The organism is Deinococcus sedimenti, from assembly GCF_014648135.1.
In the GTDB taxonomy this organism is placed as follows: Bacteria; Deinococcota; Deinococci; order Deinococcales; family Deinococcaceae; genus Deinococcus; species Deinococcus sedimenti.
Window position 1 is genome coordinate 696,462 of sequence record NZ_BMQN01000001.1, and the last position, 17,614, is coordinate 714,075.

Genomic DNA, 17,614 nt, shown 5'->3' on the forward strand with positions numbered 1-17,614 from the left:
AGGGTGGGGGCCGGTTCGTGTCGAACCTCAGGCTGCGGCGGCGCGCCGGGTGTCCGGCACGTTCCGGATCAGGATCACCCCCAGGATGAAACACACGGCGGCAATGCCGAACACCAGCGTGTACCCCAGGTTCCCGCCCTGCGCGTTCCCCCAGTCCAGCAGGGCTCCCTGCGGCGCGCTGCTCATCTGCGGCGCGACGAACGCCACGTGCCAGATGCCCATGTCCCGCGCGTAACTGCTCTGGCTGGGCATCGCGTCACTGCCCAGCGCCCAGTCCACGCTCGTGAACGCCCCGAACCCCAGCCCGAACGCGCCCGCCAGCGCCAGCGCCGCCCCGAATGACGGCGCGACCAGCAGCAGCAGCGCCGCCGCCGCCATGACACTGCCCGCCACGTAGATCACGGGCTTACGGCCAATGCGGTCACTGATCCGCCCGCCCAGACTGGCGGACGCGATGCTGCCCACGATGATGCACAGCAGCATGATGCTGGTGCTCGTGCCCGCATCCGACTGCCGCAGCACGTCCTTGTTGTAGTACTGCAGGAAGGGCTGCACGCTGTACTGCCCCAGCGAGAACAGCACCCGCGTCACGAACACCCACAGGAACGGCTGGTGCGCGAACAGCTGCCGCCACGAGAGCGTCGGCCCCCCTGCGGGGCGCGTCACGACCGAGTCCGGTTCCGGCACGCCGCGCAGCGTCACCAGGGCCGGGCCGATCAGCAGCAGCGCGATCAGCACGAACGACACCAGCACCGGCAGTTTCAGCAGGCCCACCACCACCGCCGACACGGCCCCCAGCAGCTGCCCCAGCGCCTGCAGCATCGCCATGACCCCGCTGTACCGCCCGCGCTCGGACGGCGCGACCAGTTCCGGAATCAGCGCCGAGTACGGCGCCGTGGCGAAGTTGTTCCCGAACTGCACCAGCAGGAACCCCACCAGGTACACCCAGAAGCCCGTCATGCCGCCCAGCGCGGACGCCGCCAGTGCCATGACCCCCAGCCCCACGAGATTCACGATCAGGCCGATCCGCAGGTAGGGGAGGCGCTTCCCGGTGCGGTCACTGTGCGCGCCCACCAGCGGCGGCAGGACCAATGCCATCACCGCGCCGATCCCTGCCAGCAGGCCGAGGAACGTGCCCTTGCGGTCCTCACCGACGAAGGTCACGACGTTCTCGGGCATGAGGATCAGCAGGAGCAGCAGCCAGTGAAACGCAGAACCGAACCAGAAGGCGGACAGCACCCAGGGACTCACCCGGGGGCGCGAAGGAATGGCATCGGTCATCGTGCGGCGAGTATACGTGCGCCACTCAACACTCACGGCTCAGATGTCGTCAGGCGACAGCGCGTCCCAGTACGCGCGCAGGTCCGGCGCGAGCGGCACCTCCGCGACCACCTGCGCGCCCGCCCACGGGAACGCCACGCGCGCCGCGTGCAGCGCCTGCCGCGCCAGCCCCAGCCGCTCCGTCAGTTCCGGCGTCTGCCCCTCCTCCATGAAGCGCAGGAACACGCCGGGGTCCCGCCCGTAGATCTTGTCCCCGACCATCGGCAGGCCCAGGTGCGAGAGGTGCGCGCGGATCTGATGCAGCCGCCCCGAACGCGGGTACGCCTCGATCAATGCGTGCCCGGCGCGGCGGGCCACCACCCGGAAGTCCGTCACGGCGGGCCGCCCGTCCGGCACGACCCCCTGCCGGATCGCGATGCGGTTCGCGCCGCCCAGACCCAGGTCGCCCAGCGGGGCGTCCAGCGTGCGCCGCTCCCAGTCCGGCGAGCCGTGCACGAGCGCCAGATACGTCTTGCCGACCAGATGCGTCTTGAACAGCGTGAAGAACCGCTGCGCCGCCTCCCGGTCCCGCGAGAGAACCTGCGCGCCGCTCGTCTCGCGGTCCAGGCGGTGAGGGGGCGCCAGGTCCGCCTCGCCCGTCTCGCGCTGCATGAACGTCAGCAGATCCGGGACGTCCACCCGCGCCCGCACCGGATGCGTCAGCCACAGCGCCGGCTTGTGCACCACGTAGAAATCCGGGTGCTCCAGGATCACGCGCGGCTTCTCGGTGGGCGGCAGCAGAGGCGCGCGCCCCGTCACAGTTCCCACACGCTGGCATAGTCGCGGCCCATCAGGCGCGCCGAGAGGTCCACGCCCCGGTCCACCGTGCGGTCCAATCGCTCGCGCAGCCAGTCGCCCGGCACGCCCGGCGCGGCCCAGTGCGCGGACGTCGCGTACACGAAGTGCGGGTTCACCACGCAGCGGAAATCCACCATCAGCCCGAACGCGAACGCCCCGTGACTCAGGTACCCGTGATCCAGCCCGCCCGACACCAGGAACGTCACGGGCCGGTCGAACCACGCGCCGTGCAGGCCGCGCGCCGCGTCACTGCTCCCGGTCAGTTCCACCAGTGCCTTCACGCCGGACCCCAGCCCCCAGTTGTACACGGGCACGCCCAGGAACACCCCGTCCGCCTCGCGGATCGCGCGGTGATACACCTCAGCGTGCGGGTGCGCGTAACAGCCGTGCGGCCCCTGATCGTTGTCGAAGGGCGGCAGGGGCGCCGCGCGCAGGTCGAGGTGCGTGACCTCGTGCCCCTGCGCCCGCAACTGCGCGGCGGCAAGGTCGCACAGCCACGCACTGCGGCTTTCCGGGTCGAGGCTGGTCGAGAGGACGGCGAACTTCACCCGGACAGGGTAGCGTCCCGCCGGACGCGAGTCCCTCTGCGCGTCACTCGGTGGTCGTGTGGACCGAGCCGCCCTCGCCGACCACCACGCGCGCCGACTGGTCGTCCAGCGCCCCCAGGGCCACCTCGGCACCGCCCACCAGCACGGTCGCCTGCCCCTCGACCGGCACCCGCCACGACTGATGCGGCCACAGGCGCGCCCGTTCCACGCACCCGCTCGGGCCGCACACCCGCAGGCCCGACAGGACCTGCCCGGACTGGTTGGCGACCTCCACGCCGCCCGCCACGCCGAACAGCAGCCACGCCCACGCCACCAGCGTCCCCAGGCCCAGCAGGCCGCCCGCCACCGACCACGCGGGAACAGGGGCAGCGGGCCGGGGGCGGGCGGTGGGCGCAGGCGCGTTCATGCCCCCAGTGTGCCGCGCTTCTGTCCGGCGCGCATCAGCCGTTTGGTGCAGGCGTCACGATCCGCCGGACACCGCTTCGGTCACCTTCAATGGCACCACGCCGGTGAACAGGCGCGGCCAGGCCAGGTGCGGCTCGCCCAATTCCAGGCTCAGGCCGCGCCCCGCGAAGTGCGCGTCCCACACCGCCTGCACGCGCGGCGGCAGCAGCTCACGCAGGGCCGCCTCGGCGTCCGCGCGCTGCTCGCCCAGATCGAAGGGACTGGGGCTGCCCAGCCGCTCGCGGACCAGCGGCCGGACCTCACCCTGGTACAGCACGTCGTCCGCGATGCGGGCCAGCAGCGCCTCCGCTTGCGCCGCCCGGTCCGTCACGAGCGGCGCGAGCTTCCCGAACGCCACCGCCGACCCCAGCGTGTTCCCCGCCGTGTTCCACGCGCTGAACCCCGCCAGCTCCGCCAGCGGCAGCCCCTGCATGAGCGTCCACAGCCGCGCCTCGGCGCCGTTCGGGTACGCGATGTCCGCCACGCTGACGGCCCGCCCGGCCCGCAGGTCCGCCCGCAGCGCATCCACGAACGCCGGGAGGTGCCGGTGCGGCGTGTCCACCGTCGCGAAGTCCGGCTGACGGTGCGCCTGCCGCGTGCCCGGCGTGTTCACCGCCAGCACGAACGCCGCCTCCTGCACGGAGTCCGCCAGTCGGCACCCCGCCGCGCGCAGGTGCGCCCGCACGAGTTCCCCCGCCGGGCGATCCTCGTACAGCATCTCGGTGCCCGCCCCGCCCAGCCCACTGAAGCGCACCCACACCGGCACTTCCTCCGGGCGCAGCGCGCGGGCCAGCAGCGCGCACGGCACCTCGTCCGCGCCGGGATACACGTCCAGGCGGTCCCACACGCCCAGCGCGTCCGCGCGGGCCTCCAGCAGACGCCGGTCGAACGCCGCCAGCCCGTACGGTGTGGTGTCGTCCAGCGTGAGACACAGATGACTCAGCACCCCGCCCGCCAGTAGGTCCAGCGCGGCCAGATGCAGCGCCCGGTTCCGCTCGCGGGTGCCCACCCAGTCCGCCAGGATGTCCGCCGGGACCGCCGCGCGGGCCGCGTCCAGCGCCGCGCGTTCAGCCGCGCCGTGCCGCGCGTGCCGGTCGAACGTCGTCGAGTACGCCCGCAGCTCGCGGCCCCACTGGCCGTAGTACGCCTTCTCCTCGTGCGGGTCGTTGTCGTGCGCCACCCGCACGATCACCCCGAACGCGTAGATCCGCAGCGCCGGATGCGCGGCCTTCAGCTCCGCCAGGATCGCCAGCCGCTCCAGCGCACCCGACAGCGGGTCCGACACCCGCCGCGCCGGGATCATCCCGCCCAGGCACAGCGTCTCCAGGCACACGACCAGCACGTCCGCGTCCGCCACCCCGGCCCGCAGCCACGCCCCGAGCGCCCCGGTGTCGCCCGGCGTGAAGAAGTCCGGCAGCGCCGCCGACGGAGGCACCCGAACCTCCGCACCCGTCATGCGGGCCAGCTGCACCGGCAGGTCCATGGTGGGCGGGCGGGTATCCGGCGGAACGAGCAGCACACGCGTCATCCGCCCGAGGCTAGCAGGCCCCGGTGGGGCAGAGGTGCAAGGCGTGGGGGCGGCTGACCATCTCGCCGCCCCTCCGTCTTTCGGCCCGTTCAGGCCGTGCTTGCCGCTCCTGCCGGGCGGAGTCTGCGCCACAGCCAGTGCCCGCCGGCGATCAGCCACGCCAGGATGAACACCAGCACATACTCGATGACGGGAATGCGGATCACCTCGTTCAGTTTGTCCCAGCCGCGTCCGCTGTACACCAGCGTCACCAGCGCCACGAACGCGGCGATGGCGGTCCAGCGCGCCCAGCGGGGCCAGCCCAGGCCGTACATCTGCGTGGCGATGAAGATCGCGCCGAACCCGAACGCGAACATCGGCCACAGGCCCTTGCCCTGCCCGTACGCCACGAGCGCGCCGTGCACGAGCACCGCGACCTCCAGACTGGTCGTCCACGCACGGTTCAGGTGCGCCCGCGTGAAGAACAGGCTGCCCTGCACGAGCAGCAGGAACATGTAGATGAACCCGATCAGGTGCCCCGGCGTGGACACCGTCGGGTGGAACCAGAAGGTGTAGATGGTCGCCCACGCGAACACGTACCCGTGGTACCGCTTCACCACGCCGATGGCACTGTCGGGCACGCCCGCGCTGCGGCCGAACAGCAGGCCCCGGCGGCGGCTCTCCATCAGGATCACCATGACGAGCAGCAGGATCACCGAGCCCTGCGAGCTGAACACGCTGACGTCCTGCGCCAGTCCGTCGTAGAAGACGTGCGTCTGGATCAGGTGCAGCAGGATGAACGCGGCGTTCACGCCCAGCGCCCACACGTTGAACCAGTGCAGTCCGTTCGTGTAGCCGGGCCGCTGCACCTGCGCGCGGTAGATCAGCCACCAGATGATCACCTGGTGCAGCAGGTACGGCAGCCACGCGCTCAGGCGCGTCCAGACGGTCGCCTCGGGCAGCTTCCAGTAGTACCAGGCGGCCCCCTGGTCCGGCAGCAGCCGCACGTCATTCAGCCGGGGGCCGAGCAGCCAGATCAGGGCGGTGAACAGAAAACTGAACGCGATGCCGCCCAGCAGCGCGCGGTTGGCCGACGGGCCGGAAGGATCAGAAACGGGTTTCTCCACCCCATGAGCGTACCGTGAAGTCCACGTAATCATCCACACAATCAGGAGGATGGATCAGTCGTCCGCCAGCAGGAACGCCAGCGTGTCGTCCCGCATCCGTACACTGGTGTAATGCCCGACGCCCGTATACACCGCCTCGCGCAGGGCCTCCGGGCACCCCGCCGAGGCGTAGGCCGCGCGGTAGGCCGCCACGGTGGGCGCGTGATGCTCCTCCAGTGGAAACACCGGGTCCGCCCCGCCACTCCCCAGGAACAGCGGCGTGGGCACGGCGTCCGCCGCGTGCGCCAGCGGGCGATGCCGGTCCAGGAACGCCTGGAGGTCCGGGCGGCGCACCTCCGGCTCGTGCCACACGCCAGACGTGATCAGCGCCGCCGCCCGCGCGACCCGCGCCTCCGTCCGCGCGAGGATCTGCGCCACGTACCCGCCCATGCTGGACCCCACCACCCACACCGGCACCCGGCCGTAAGCTGCCTGCGCGGCGTCCAGCAGCGCCGGAGCCTCCGCGACCGTGCGGCGCACGCTCTCCCACACGAACTCGCGGGCGTTCAGGCCCGGCGGGGTCTCGCCCTGCCGCTCGCCGTGCAGCGCCGCGTCCGGCAGGACCACCGCCGCGCCCCACGCGGCCAGCGCGGCGTACACGCCCAGCTTGCCCTCCTTGGTCGCCCACGCGCCGTGGTGCACGACGCAGACCGCCCGCACCTCCCGGCCCGGCGCGGGGCGTTCCACCAGACACGGCACGCCCGCCAGCAGGTGCCGTTCCACCGCGTACGGCTGCCCGCCCACCAGCGGCGCGGCGTGCGGATCACCGGGATGGAACGCGCGGGTCACGCCGGGAGATCCAGGCGGGTCGGCGCGCCCCCCGGCGTCCAGAGCCACACGTCCGGGTTGCGCAGCGCCGCCCACGCGTCGAAGTCCAGACCCAGCAGCAGCGCCAGGAGGTTGCCGTGGGTGACGACTACCGTCACCCCATCCGGGTCGCGGTGCGTGTCCAGCGCCGCCTGTGCGCGCCCACGGGCCGCCGCGCCGGATTCGCCGCCCGGCAGGGCCAGCGTGTCGTCCGCGAAGCTGTCCCGCAGCCGCTCGCGCCAGTCCGCGCGGGGCACGCCGGTCAGGACCCGCTCGGTCAGGCGGTCGTCGGGCGTGACCGGCAGGCCCAGTGCCGCCGCCAGCGGGGCCGCCGTGTCCACGGCACGAAGCCACGGGCTGCTGATGACCCGCGTCACGCCCAGCCCGGCCAGCGCGGGCACCAGGGATGCCGCACCCGCGTGACCCTCCGGGGTCAGTGCCGCGTCCGGTGCCTGCCCCGCCGCGCGGGCGTGCCGCACCAGCAGCAGCGTCCCCGGCGGCAGGGGAGAGGCCGACCGGGCTGGGGCGGTCACGCGAATTCCAGCAGCATGCGGTGCGCCAGCCCCCGCCCCGACGCCCGCTGCCACGCCGCGCGCGTATCCCCGGCCATGATCGCCGCCATGAACCGCTCGTCCCGCGCCAGGGTCGTCAGCACCCAGTAGTCCCCCCAGACCTCCACGCCCCAGGCGTCCACCATCGCGCGGGACGCCGTCTCCCAGATCGGTTCGCTCAGGTGCTCCAGCGGCGCGATGAAATGCAGTTCGCCGTCCGTGCCGGGCGTCCGCGCGACCTCGCGGCGGTACTCGGCCCGCTCGCGGGCGGTCATGCGCTCCCACACGCCCGCCTCGCAGAAATGCGCCGGGAACGCACTGAACGTGTCCCGGCAGCGCGTCGGGCGCGCCTCGTAGCGGCTGCACCCCCCGGTCTCCTTATCCAGGATCGGGCAGAATCCCACCTCGGTCCGGTGACGCTGCACGTACTCGTCGTCACTGCGGGCCGTCCGGGCATTCGCGATGGCCGCGCGGGCGTGCGCCTCCACCGCCGCCGCCAGCGTCTCATCCAGTTCGGCAGCCATCACCAGCGCCTCGGCCAGACTGACGCGGATCGGCATGTTGCAGCACGCCACGCACCCCGACGCGCAGTACACCCGCCCACCCTGACGCGCGTAGCGGTCCATCCACTCGCCCGCCCGGCGACCATACCGCCCGTACGCGCGCTGCACGGCCTCCGTCACGCCCGCGTTCACTGCCTGAACCTCGTCCCTCATGCCGCGCAGCCTAGAGCATCCACCCCACCCGGATCGTGCTCCGCCCGGAGCGCGCCGCGTGCGTATACTGACCGCAACGTGTTCAGGCGTCCCCGCACCCCCCAGACCCCGACCGGCACTCCAGACCCGCGCAAGACCGGGACCAGCCAGGAGCCGCTCGACCCGACACGCGTGCTGGCGGACCTAGTCTCGCGCCCCACTCAGGAAGGCGTGCTGGAAGGAGCGCTGTCCTACGCCGCGACCCTGATGGGCGGCAGCGTGCAGGGTTACGCGGTCGTCCGGCGCGGTCAGGACCGCGTCGCCGCCGTGTTCGGCGGGTACCCCAAGAGCCTGCTGGGCCTCGCCCTGACCGGCCCCTGGGCGCAGATGCGCTCCCGGGTCGTCCCGGACGGCAGCCGCGAACTGTTCGACACCAACGGCCCCGACATCAGCGCTCAGCTGGAGGAGGCTGGACTGCGGGACGTGAAGATCAGCCTCGTCGTGCCACTCAGCGTCCGGGGACGTCACCTCGGCGCCCTGATCCTCGACCGCACCACCCCGGACGGCATCGCGCCCGCCGCTCAGGAGGCCGTGACCAAATGGGCTGCCGCGGTGGCCCCGATCCTCAGCATCCTCGAAGGCCGCGAGGAATGGAAACAGGCCGCCCGGCAGCTCACCGGTGCGCTGGTCGAGGCGGTCGAGAGTCAGGACTTCGACTCTCTGGGCCACGCGCAGTCCGTCACGGACGTCAGCCTGAAACTGGGCCGCGCGGTCGGCCTGACCGAACGTGAACTGGAGGAACTGTGGTTCGCGTCCATGCTGCACGACATCGGCAAGATCCACGGCGAGCAGGGGCACGCGCAGGTCGGCGCCAACTTCCTGCACGGCGTGCCCCACCTGACCGAGGCGCAGAAGGCCGTCCGCCACCACCACGAACGCTACGACGGTCAGGGTGAACCCGACAAGCTGAGTGGTGAGGACATCCCCCTGTACGCCCGCATCCTGGCCGTCGCGAACGCCTACGTGCGCCTGGGCGGCCTGGACCGCCTGAAACCCCAGGCGGGCAAGGGACTCGACGCTCGTCTCGTGGGTCTGCTGGAGAAACTTCCGCAGTGAGCGGCCCGCAGATGACCGCATGACGCTCCGCACCACCCACCCCGGCGAACCCCCCACCCCGCGCTTCCCGAACCTGGAGGCGCGGTTCGGTCCCCTGACTCCCGTGGACGCCGGCATGCAGAGTCGCGTGTACGCCACGCAGGACGGACAGACGGTCATCAAGGTGTACCGCAACCATCAGGGCGAGCACGGCGTGGAAGCCGAGAACATGCGCCGCGCCGGGATGGGTGACCGCGTGATCGACGCGCTGGAAGTCGACGGGATCGAGGCGCTGATCATGCGCCGCTTCGACGGTCACCCCCTGCGCGCCCCGGACCTGCCCCGCGCGCTGCCGCAGCTGCAGGCCAGCCTGAACGCCCTGCACGGCATCACCCAGGGCCGCGTGAACCTGCGCCGCGTGCAGGACCGCCTGCGCCGCTTCCGCAGCGCCCTGGCCGCCTACCCCCTGGACGACCTGTTCGACGCCGTCGAGATCCCACTGGACCGCGGCCTGCTCGACCAGCCCGCCGCGTTCTGCCACCTGGACCTCTGGCACGACAACATCCTGATCAGCGAGGCCGACGGCGAGGTGCTGATCATCGACTGGACGAAGGCCGACTGGGACGACCCGCTGCGGGACCTCGCGCTGCTCAAGACCGGCACCCTCGACCTGCTGCCCCCCGACGAGAGCCTGCAGGCCGCGCTGAGCTTCCTGCCGGACCACGCGCCCGCCACCCTGACCCGTTACCGCGCGTACCTCGCCATGACCACCCTGCATGACCTGTACTGGTTCCTGATGAACGAACCCTACGAGTTCGAGGGCCAGCGCGACCAGAAGGTCCCGCGTGCCCGGCACGCCCTGGCCCGCCTGCCCGGATAGCCCGCTCCTCTGCCCCGGGCCGGGTCGGACGACCCCGGAGGCGCGGGGTATGGTGAAGGCATGGTTACTGTCGTCACCCACCCCCTCGTGCAACACAAGCTCTCGGTCATGCGTGACGTGCGCACCGGCGTGAAGGAATTCCGCGAACTGGCCAGCGAGGTCAGCCTGCTCCTCGCCTACGAGGCCATGCGCGACCTGGAAACCACCCAGGAGGAAGTCACGACGCCCATCACCACCGCCGAGTTCCCCATGCTCAGCGGCAAGAAGCTGGCGCTGGTCGCCATCCTGCGCGCCGGGCTGATCATGACCGACTCGATCGTGCAACTCGTGCCCGCCGCGAAGGTCGGCCACATCGGCCTGTACCGCGACCCCGAGACCCTCGAACCCGTCGCGTACTACAACAAGCTCCCCACCGACATCGCCGAACGCCGCGTGTTCCTCACCGACCCCATGCTCGCCACCGGGGGCAGCGCCAGCGCCGCCATCGCCAGCCTGAAAGCCGCCGGGGCCACTAGCATCAAACTCATGTGCATCCTCGCCGCGCCCGAGGGCGTCGCCGTGATCGAACGCGACCACCCGGACGTGGAGATCGTCGTCGCCGCCCTGGACTCTCACCTCAACGACCACGGGTACATCGTCCCTGGTCTGGGCGACGCGGGCGACCGCATCTACGGCACCAAGTAACGCGCCCGAACGCCCGTTTTTAGACAACCCGCCCGCCCCACCTGAACCGGCGCTTACGCTGGGGCCATGACCGCGTTCAGCCTTCTTCTTACCCGTCCTCCGGTGGAGTGAACGGCAAGGAGAACCGCGCCTGAACCCCCCGGAGGACTCAACCCTCCGGGGTTTTTCATTGCCCACCCACCCGCTACCAGGAGCCGCCCATGACCACCGAAACGAACCGCATCCGCATCTTCGACACCACCCTGCGCGACGGCGAGCAGAGCCCCGGCGTGGCCCTGAACCACACCCAGAAACTGGAGATCGCCCACCAGCTCGCCCGCATGGGCGTGGACGTCATTGAGGCCGGGTTCCCCATCGCCAGCCCCGGCGACCTGGAAGGCGTCAGCCGCATCGCCCGCGAGGTCCGCGGCCCGATCATCACCGGCCTGGCCCGCGCCGCCCGCCCCGACATCGAAGCCGCCGCGAAAGCCGTCGAGGCCGCCGAGAAACCCCGCATCCACACCTTCATCGCCACCAGCCCCATCCACATGGCGAAGAAACTCCAGCTGGAACCCGACGCGGTCGTCGAACGCGCCATCCAGGCCGTCACGTACGCCCGCTCGTTCGTGGACGACGTGGAATTCAGCGCCGAGGACGCCACCCGCAGCGACACCGCCTTCCTGATCCGCATCTTCAAGGCGGCCGTGGAGGCCGGGGCGACCACCATCAACATCCCCGACACCGTCGGCTACACCACCCCCGAGGAGATCCGCGCGCTGTTCGCCGAGATCCGCGCCGCGCTGCCCGCCCACGTCATCCTCAGCGCCCACTGCCACGACGACCTGGGCATGGCCGTCGCGAACTCCATCGCCGCCGCGCAGGGCGGCGCCCGGCAGATCGAATGCACCATCAACGGCATCGGCGAACGCGCCGGGAACGCCAGCCTGGAAGAACTCGTCATGGCGTTCCACACCCGCCGCGACCACTACGGCTTCGAGACCGGCATCCGCACCCGCGAACTGTACCGCGCCAGCCGCATGGTCAGCCGCCTGAGCGGCATGCCCGTCCAGCCGAACAAGGCCATCGTCGGCGACAACGCCTTCGCGCACGAGAGCGGCATCCACCAGGACGGCGTCATCAAGGCCCGCGAGACGTACGAGATCATGAACGCCGAACTCGTCGGCCGCGAAGCCGCCGTGCTCGTCATGGGCAAACACAGCGGCCGCGCCGCGTTCCGCAAGGCCCTGAACGACCTGGGGTACACCGACCTGACCGACGACAAGGTCCAACACCTCTTCGGGCGCTTCAAGGACCTCGCCGACCGCAAGGGCCAGATCTACGCCGACGACCTGCGCGCCCTCGTCGAGGCCCGCACCGACGTCCCCCAGACCTTCACGCTGGAAGGCTTCCAGATCACCAGCGGCATGAACATGACCCCCGTCGCCTTCGTGCGCCTCCAGACCCCTGACGGTGCCGTCGAGGCCACCGCGCACGGCGACGGCCCCGTCGAGGCCGCGTTCCAGGCCATCAACCGCATCACCGGCCTGAACCCCGAACTGGAAACCTACCGCATCCAGGCCGTCACCAAGGGCGGCGACGCGCTGGGCGAGGTCAACATCGGCGCCCGCCACGGCGAAACCACCCTGCACGGCAGCGGCGTCGCCACCGACGTCGTCGAGGCCAGCGCCCGCGCCTGGGTCCGCATCCACAACATGGTCGTCGCCGGCATGGGCACCGAACGCCGCCAGGGCGAATTCGCCCCCGGACGCATTTAAGGCCATAGTCGAAAGATGACGGTTCCGCCGCTGCGCGGCTGATGGACGGGGAGGCTGGGCGGACCGGCCTCCCCGTCATCTGGAAGGAGAATGCATGATCCTGGAAATCGCCCTGCTACAGATCCGCCCCGGCCAGACGGCCGAGTTCGAGGCGGCATTCGCCAAGGCACAGAACATCATCGCGGGGATGCACGGGTACGTCCGGCATGAGCTTCAACGCTGCCTGGAGGACGACCACCGTTACGCCCTGCTCGTCTGGTGGGCTACGCTGGAGGACCACACCGTGGGCTTCCGCGGCAGCGCCGAATACCAGAGGTGGCGCGCCCTGCTGCACCACTTCTACGACCCATTCCCGACCGTGGAACACTTCACGCAGGTGGAGCTGGGCTGAGCGTCACACCGTCACGAGGCCCAGGGCGATGCCGCGCGCGACCGCCCCGGCGCGGCTCTGGACGCCCAGCTTGGAGTACAGCGCCTGCACGTGGAATTTCACGGTGCTCTCGCTGACGCCCAGGTCCCGCGCGGCGCGTTTGTTGCTGAGGCCCTCGGCGAGCAGCGCCAGCACGTCGCGTTCGCGGGGCGTGAGGGTCACCTCGCCGGACGGGAGGAGCGGTTCGTCGTCGGGCGGGGCCAGCCACGCGGGCGGCAGCGTCACCAGTCCCGCCACTGTGCTGTGCACCGCCGCGATCAGTTCGGCGGGCGTCGCGTCGGCAGGCAGGGACGCCCAGCCGTGCGGGCAGAGGTCAGGCAGGACCTCCACCCACGCGCGGGACCCCAGCGACACGACCGCCGCGCCGTCCAGGGGTGAGGGGTCGTCCAGCCACGCGTCGTCCACGATCAGTACATCCGGTTCGTGGCCGTCCTGCGCGGTCAGGAACCCCGCGCCGCCCAGGATCGCCGCCACGCCCGCCGCGAGGACCGCCGAATCCAGCGTGACGAGTATGGTGGGCAGGACAGGTGCGGCGGTCATGCCTGATCGTACCGGGACGGGCGCGCGGGTCGTCACGGTCAGCGTTCACCCACCGTGACGCTCACGTCCTGCTCCTCGCCGCCGCGCAGGACGCGCAGGGTCACCGTCTCGCCCGCGCGGGAACGGACCCTTGACAGCAGTTCCGCCGGGTGCGTGAAGCCCTCGCCGTCCAGCGCCAGCAGCACGTCCCCCACCCGGAAGCCCGCCACCTGACCGGGACTGCTTGCCTCGACCTGCACGACCGTCAGGCCCACCCGCCCGCCCGCAAAGCGCTCGCGGAAGCGGCGGAGTTCCTCGTCCATCCCGCCCCTGTCCTGGCCTCCACGTTCAGGGCGACCCTCCCGCGCCCACGGACCGCGCGGACGACCGTGCCCACCATGATCCGGCCCACGTCCGGGACCCCGTCGGCCGCCCCAGGGACCACCCTCACCCCGGACCATGCCGGGGCCGAAGCGACCAGCGCCGAATGGGCCTGCCGGGAAGTCCCCCTCGTCCTCCAGGCTGTCCGGGGTCGCGGCGGCCGGGAAGTGCACGGGTTGCGTCGCCAGCCCCAGGTACCCGCGCGGCACGCGGCCCTCGCGGGACAGCAGGTCCGCCACCCGCGCCGCCCGCGCGGTCGGGACGGCCAGCAACTGCCCGCGCCGCACGCCCGCGTTCAGCACGCCCACGAGGTCACCCTGCGCGTTCACGAGCGCGCCGCCGCTCACGCCGGGAAACGGCTGGGCGCCCGCGTGGAGCCAGCCGTCCCGTGCCCGGCCCGGATTCAGGCCCAGGCTGGCCTGCATGCCCCCCGGCGGGCGGCCCACCGCGAGCAGCAGCTCACCCACGCGGCCCGCCTCACCGGTCGTCAGTGCGGGGACGTTCAGGCCGTCCACGCGCAGCAGCGCCAGATCGCTCCCCGGATCGCGGCCCACGACCACGCCCGTCAGGGTCCGCCCGTCCGGCGTGACCACCGGCACCTCGTCCGCATGCAGCAGGTGCGCGGGCGTCAGCACCAGCCCGTCGCCCACCACCGTGCCGCTCACCGGGCGCGCTGCGCGCACCGTCACCACACTCCGCGCGGCCAGCTCGACCGCGTCCGCCATTGCCGTTGAAAGATCAGAAAGATTCGTCATGCCGTCATGCTGCGCCCCGCGCCGCGAAAACACGCCCCCCACCCGCCCAGGCCCGCGCCCCCACCGAACGGCCAGGGTCGCCGTATCCTGCCCGCATGTCCCTCACGCTGACCGTCCTGCCCGGCGAGTACGCCGTCGCCCAGCTCCCCGCCGGAAGCGCCGTGCCGGACTGGGCGACGCGCGGCGACCTCTGGTGCGTCATGAACGCCCCGGACGAACTGAGCGTCGTCTGCCCCGCCGACGGGGTGCCGGACGGCGTGCGCGTCCAGCGCGGGTGGCAGGCGCTGATGCTCACCGGGCCGTTCGAGTTCACCCTGACTGGCATCCTCGCCAGCGTCCTGAACCCCCTGCGGGACGCCGGCGTGGGCATCTTCGCGCTGTCCACCTACAACACCGACTACGTCCTCGTCGCCGCCACCGACCTCGAGCGCAGCGTGGCGGCCCTGCGGGAGGCCGGGCACACCGTTCAGGAGTGAGGCTGGTCTGTGCCGATCGCCCGTTCGTAGCGGATGACCGGTACCACCTCACCCATGTAGGCTTCCGGGTCGGCGTGCCCGGCCTCCACGAAGTCCAGGCGGCGCATCAGCGCGTGCGACCGGGCGTTCGGGGCGTGCACCAGCGCCGTCAGCCGTGTCAGGCCCAGTCCCGCCGCGTGCGCGATCAGCGCCTCACCCGCCCGGCGCGCTGTGCCCTGCCCCCACAGCCCCCGTTCCCCGACGACAATCCCGAACTCCGCCCACCTGCCGTCCAGGCCCGCCAGATCCACGAACCCCACCAGCCGCCCGTCCAGCTCAGCACCCAGCCGCAGGAACGCCGGGTCGCCCCCCGCGATGATCGCCTGCCAGTGCCGCCTCACCACGCGAGGCGCGAGGCCCGGCGTCCAGTCCGCCGCGCGGCAGAACACCGGATCCGCCGCCCAGCGCACCGCCACCTCCTCATCCCCGGCGCGCAGGGAGCGCAGCGTGACGGTCATGCGGCAGCCCTGTGGGCGCGGCGCCACTCGCGCAGCAGCGGGGGCAGCAGAGCGGCGTGCAGGAGTGCCGTGAACAGACCCGGAAAGTACCAGCACGGCAGCCCCACTGCGCCGCAGAACGCCGGGTGCGTGGCGGTGAACAGCGCGTACAGCGGGTGCCCCACGGCGTTGACCAGCATCCCGGTCACAAACAGCCACAGCGTGTACGTCGCCCAGGCCCCGCCGCGTGGCGCGAGCGGCAGGGCCAGCAGCCACAGGGCGTCCATCACGAGGTTGCCCGCCACGAACGGCGCGTCTGCCCACGCGGCGAAGCGGGCCGGGTCACCCGCCCAGACCGCGCCCCACAGCGCGGGAAAGAGGCGCTGGAAGCCCGTCAGGTACTCCTCTGAGAAATGCAGGCACTGTGCGGCGAGCAGCAGCGTGAACCACAGGCCCAGGCGCGGCGTCCAGCCCGTCCGCGCGCCTCCCCACCTCAACCACACCAGAAACGCTGCCGTGAACGGCCCCACGAGAATCAGGATGGGTGGCCCCAGCTGCCGCAGCATCACGACGCTGATCGTGCCGTAGACGAGCAGAGGGACTTTCCACGACGCCTCAAGACGCCGCAGACCAGCAGGCCGGGTCAGCAGGGCCGCTCACCGCCCGTCACCCACGCCTGCACCGCCCGGGCGTGCGTCTGGGACTGGAGGGTGCCTTCCAGGTCAGACAGCGGGGCGGCCCGCAGGCGCAGCAGTCCCTCCACGAGCACCCACGCCACCTCGGCCGGTGGGGCGGGCAGTCCCGGCCAGCGGGCTACCCGGCGGGTCAGGACACGCAGCGCCGCCTCGGCCGGGCCGCGCAGACCGGGTTCCAGATCCGCGCAGCCCCGCACCCGGTCAGGCAGCGCGCCTGTCCGGTGCAGGTACAGCGCGAACGCCGCACGCGGGAGGGGCCGCGCCCACGCCTCCCAGACGGCCGCCACGAACGCCGGCAGGTCGTCGGCGCCGTGCAGGCGGTCGCACGCGCCGATCACCACGCCAGGGCCGCACTCGGCGAGCACGGCGTCCAGCAGGCCCGCCCGGCTGCCGAACCGGGCGTACAGGGCCGCCGGACTCAGGCCCGCCACCGCCGCCACCGCGCGCACGCTGCCGCGCGAGGCCCCACCCAGCGCGAACACCAGCCCCCCGGCCCGCAGCAGGGCCGAGTGGGCATCCAGACCCGCCGAGCGGGGCGGGCGACCGGGAGCGCGGAACGAGGTCATGCGGCTCAGCGTACGCGGTGTTCAATTACCAGACGTCAGGCTCGCGACGATCTGCGCCGTGCCGGTCGCCTTCGCCTGCCGGTAGCCGGTTCCGGCCCACAGGCTCAGGACGTCCGCCTGCCCGGCCTGCGCGCCTGCCGTGCGCAGGGGGCGGGTCAGGGCGTTCTGGTGCGGGAAGGGGAGGGGGTGGTGGACGGCGTCGGTGAAGGTGGTGCGTAAGCCCCGCGCCGCGCGCCCCGAGTACGCGCGGGTCAGGACGGTGTCGCGCGTGCCCTCCCGTAGCGCGTGCCGGTACGGTGCGGCGGTGCCTGCCTCGTCGGCCAGGAGGAACGCCGTGCCGCACTGCGCCAACGTTGCCCCGGCCTCCAGTGCCGCGCGGACGTGCCCGGCGGTCATCAGGCCGCCCGCCGCGAGGACCGGGAGGGGCGTGGCCCTCGCGACCTCCCGCACGAGGGTCAGGGTGTCCGCGAGGGCGTCGTCCTGCCAGCCGCCCCGGTGTCCGCCCGCCGCGCCGCCCTGCACGGTGATCGCGTCCACGCCGCTCTCGTGCAGGGCCCGGGCCTCGCTGAGGCTGGTGGCGGTGCCGACGGTCAGGATGCCCCGTGAGCGCAGCGCCGCCAGGGCGTCCGGTGGAATGGGGCCGAACGCGACGCTGAACACCTCGGGGCGTTCCTCCAGCACGACGTCCAGCTGCGCGCTGAAGTCCTCCTGCACGCGCTCCGGCAGGGTGGGCGGGGAAAGGTGCAGGGCGTCGTGGAAGGGCGCGAGTTCCGCTGTCGCCAGGGCCACCGCGTAGGGCGTGACTTCGGGCACGGGCTGCGGCGCGAACAGGTTCACGACTATAGGCCCGTCGGCCAGCGTGCGCACCTCGCGGATCGCGTCTCGCAGCGCCTGCGGGGTCAGGTACGCGCCGCCCAGGCTGCCCAGCCCACCCGCTCGGGTCACGGCGGCGGCCAGCGCGGGGGTGCCGACGCCGCCCGCCATGGGGGCCAGCGCCACGGGGGTGCGCAGCTGCGCGAGCAATTCCGGCCAGGATCGCGGTCGGGTCATGCCGCCCAGCGTACGCT

21 protein-coding genes are annotated in these 17,614 nt (G+C 72.2%); 6 read left to right on the top strand and 15 right to left on the bottom strand.

The window, feature by feature from the left end; all coding sequences use genetic code 11:
- Positions 1-27: 27 nt before the first annotated feature.
- The 9 genes from IEY69_RS03430 to IEY69_RS03470 all read right to left on the bottom strand — a co-directional run bounded on the left by IEY69_RS03430 (position 28) and on the right by IEY69_RS03470 (position 7,857).
- Positions 28-1,281, bottom strand: coding sequence for an MFS transporter (locus IEY69_RS03430; protein WP_189071718.1), 1,254 nt, complete (start codon positions 1,279-1,281; stop codon positions 28-30).
- 39 nt (positions 1,282-1,320) lie between these two features.
- Positions 1,321-2,079, bottom strand: coding sequence for an RluA family pseudouridine synthase (locus tag IEY69_RS03435; protein WP_189071719.1), 759 nt, complete (start codon positions 2,077-2,079; stop codon positions 1,321-1,323).
- Positions 2,076-2,666 carry an NADPH-dependent FMN reductase gene (locus IEY69_RS03440; protein ID WP_189071720.1) on the bottom strand — a complete coding sequence of 197 codons (591 nt, stop codon included), beginning with the start codon at positions 2,664-2,666 and terminating at the stop codon, positions 2,076-2,078. The genes IEY69_RS03435 and IEY69_RS03440 overlap by 4 nt, the downstream gene beginning before the upstream one ends.
- A 43-nt stretch (positions 2,667-2,709) precedes the next feature.
- On the bottom strand, positions 2,710-3,072 hold the full coding sequence (locus IEY69_RS03445) for a hypothetical protein (RefSeq protein WP_189071721.1): 363 nt from the start codon (positions 3,070-3,072) through the stop codon (positions 2,710-2,712).
- Positions 3,073-3,126: 54 nt separating this feature from the next.
- A complete protein-coding gene (locus IEY69_RS03450; protein WP_189071722.1) occupies positions 3,127-4,638 on the bottom strand; it encodes a DUF4127 family protein in 1,512 nt (503 codons plus the stop codon).
- Positions 4,639-4,727: 89 nt separating this feature from the next.
- Positions 4,728-5,744 carry a hypothetical protein gene (locus tag IEY69_RS03455; protein WP_189071723.1) on the bottom strand — a complete coding sequence of 339 codons (1,017 nt, stop codon included), beginning with the start codon at positions 5,742-5,744 and terminating at the stop codon, positions 4,728-4,730.
- 54 nt (positions 5,745-5,798) lie between these two features.
- Positions 5,799-6,572 (bottom strand): serine aminopeptidase domain-containing protein, encoded by a 774-nt coding sequence (locus IEY69_RS03460; protein ID WP_189071724.1) that lies wholly within the window; start codon positions 6,570-6,572, stop codon positions 5,799-5,801.
- Entirely contained in the window at positions 6,569-7,123 is a 555-nt protein-coding gene (locus IEY69_RS03465; protein WP_229783597.1) for a histidine phosphatase family protein, read from the bottom strand. The genes IEY69_RS03460 and IEY69_RS03465 overlap by 4 nt, the downstream gene beginning before the upstream one ends.
- A complete protein-coding gene (locus IEY69_RS03470; RefSeq protein WP_189071725.1) occupies positions 7,120-7,857 on the bottom strand; it encodes a YkgJ family cysteine cluster protein in 738 nt (245 codons plus the stop codon). The genes IEY69_RS03465 and IEY69_RS03470 overlap by 4 nt, the downstream gene beginning before the upstream one ends.
- A gap of 78 nt (positions 7,858-7,935) precedes the next feature.
- Between IEY69_RS03470 and IEY69_RS03475 the strand changes: the two genes are divergently transcribed.
- The 5 genes from IEY69_RS03475 (at position 7,936) to IEY69_RS03495 (ending at position 12,640) form a co-directional block, all read left to right on the top strand.
- Positions 7,936-8,952, top strand: coding sequence for an HD-GYP domain-containing protein (locus IEY69_RS03475; RefSeq protein ID WP_189071726.1), 1,017 nt, complete (start codon positions 7,936-7,938; stop codon positions 8,950-8,952).
- 19 nt (positions 8,953-8,971) lie between these two features.
- The gene (locus IEY69_RS03480) at positions 8,972-9,811 is read left to right on the top strand and encodes a phosphotransferase family protein (protein WP_189071727.1); all 840 of its coding nucleotides are present in this window, start codon (positions 8,972-8,974) and stop codon (positions 9,809-9,811) included.
- Positions 9,812-9,871: 60 nt separating this feature from the next.
- A complete protein-coding gene (gene upp, locus IEY69_RS03485) occupies positions 9,872-10,495 on the top strand; it encodes a uracil phosphoribosyltransferase (protein ID WP_189071728.1) in 624 nt (207 codons plus the stop codon).
- Positions 10,496-10,695: 200 nt separating this feature from the next.
- On the top strand, positions 10,696-12,249 hold the full coding sequence (locus IEY69_RS03490; protein WP_189071729.1) for a 2-isopropylmalate synthase: 1,554 nt from the start codon (positions 10,696-10,698) through the stop codon (positions 12,247-12,249).
- Positions 12,250-12,343: 94 nt separating this feature from the next.
- Positions 12,344-12,640, top strand: a complete 297-nt coding sequence (locus IEY69_RS03495; RefSeq protein ID WP_189071730.1) for an antibiotic biosynthesis monooxygenase family protein — start codon at positions 12,344-12,346, stop codon at positions 12,638-12,640.
- Positions 12,641-12,643: 3 nt separating this feature from the next.
- On the opposite strand, the gene IEY69_RS03500 is transcribed toward IEY69_RS03495, so the two are convergent.
- Complete coding sequence (locus tag IEY69_RS03500; protein WP_189071731.1) at positions 12,644-13,219, bottom strand: response regulator transcription factor; 576 nt, start codon at positions 13,217-13,219, stop codon at positions 12,644-12,646.
- A gap of 38 nt (positions 13,220-13,257) precedes the next feature.
- Positions 13,258-14,334: a S1C family serine protease gene (locus tag IEY69_RS03505; RefSeq protein WP_229783598.1), complete on the bottom strand. Its 1,077-nt coding sequence runs from the start codon at positions 14,332-14,334 to the stop codon at positions 13,258-13,260.
- Between the two features lie 95 nt (positions 14,335-14,429).
- On the opposite strand from IEY69_RS03505, the gene IEY69_RS03510 reads away from it, so the two are divergent.
- Positions 14,430-14,810 carry an ACT domain-containing protein gene (locus IEY69_RS03510; RefSeq protein ID WP_189071732.1) on the top strand — a complete coding sequence of 127 codons (381 nt, stop codon included), beginning with the start codon at positions 14,430-14,432 and terminating at the stop codon, positions 14,808-14,810.
- On the opposite strand, the gene IEY69_RS03515 is transcribed toward IEY69_RS03510, so the two are convergent.
- From IEY69_RS03515 to IEY69_RS03530, 4 genes are all read right to left on the bottom strand, one after another.
- Positions 14,801-15,307 carry a GNAT family N-acetyltransferase gene (locus IEY69_RS03515; protein WP_189071733.1) on the bottom strand — a complete coding sequence of 169 codons (507 nt, stop codon included), beginning with the start codon at positions 15,305-15,307 and terminating at the stop codon, positions 14,801-14,803. The genes IEY69_RS03510 and IEY69_RS03515 overlap by 10 nt on opposite strands.
- Complete coding sequence (locus IEY69_RS03520) at positions 15,304-15,855, bottom strand: hypothetical protein (RefSeq protein WP_189071734.1); 552 nt, start codon at positions 15,853-15,855, stop codon at positions 15,304-15,306. The genes IEY69_RS03515 and IEY69_RS03520 overlap by 4 nt, the downstream gene beginning before the upstream one ends.
- 74 nt (positions 15,856-15,929) lie before the next feature.
- Complete coding sequence (locus IEY69_RS21665) at positions 15,930-16,547, bottom strand: TetR/AcrR family transcriptional regulator (protein ID WP_229783599.1); 618 nt, start codon at positions 16,545-16,547, stop codon at positions 15,930-15,932.
- A 21-nt stretch (positions 16,548-16,568) separates the two neighbouring features.
- On the bottom strand, positions 16,569-17,597 hold the full coding sequence (locus IEY69_RS03530) for an NAD(P)H-dependent flavin oxidoreductase (RefSeq protein WP_189071735.1): 1,029 nt from the start codon (positions 17,595-17,597) through the stop codon (positions 16,569-16,571).
- Positions 17,598-17,614 lie beyond the last annotated feature (17 nt).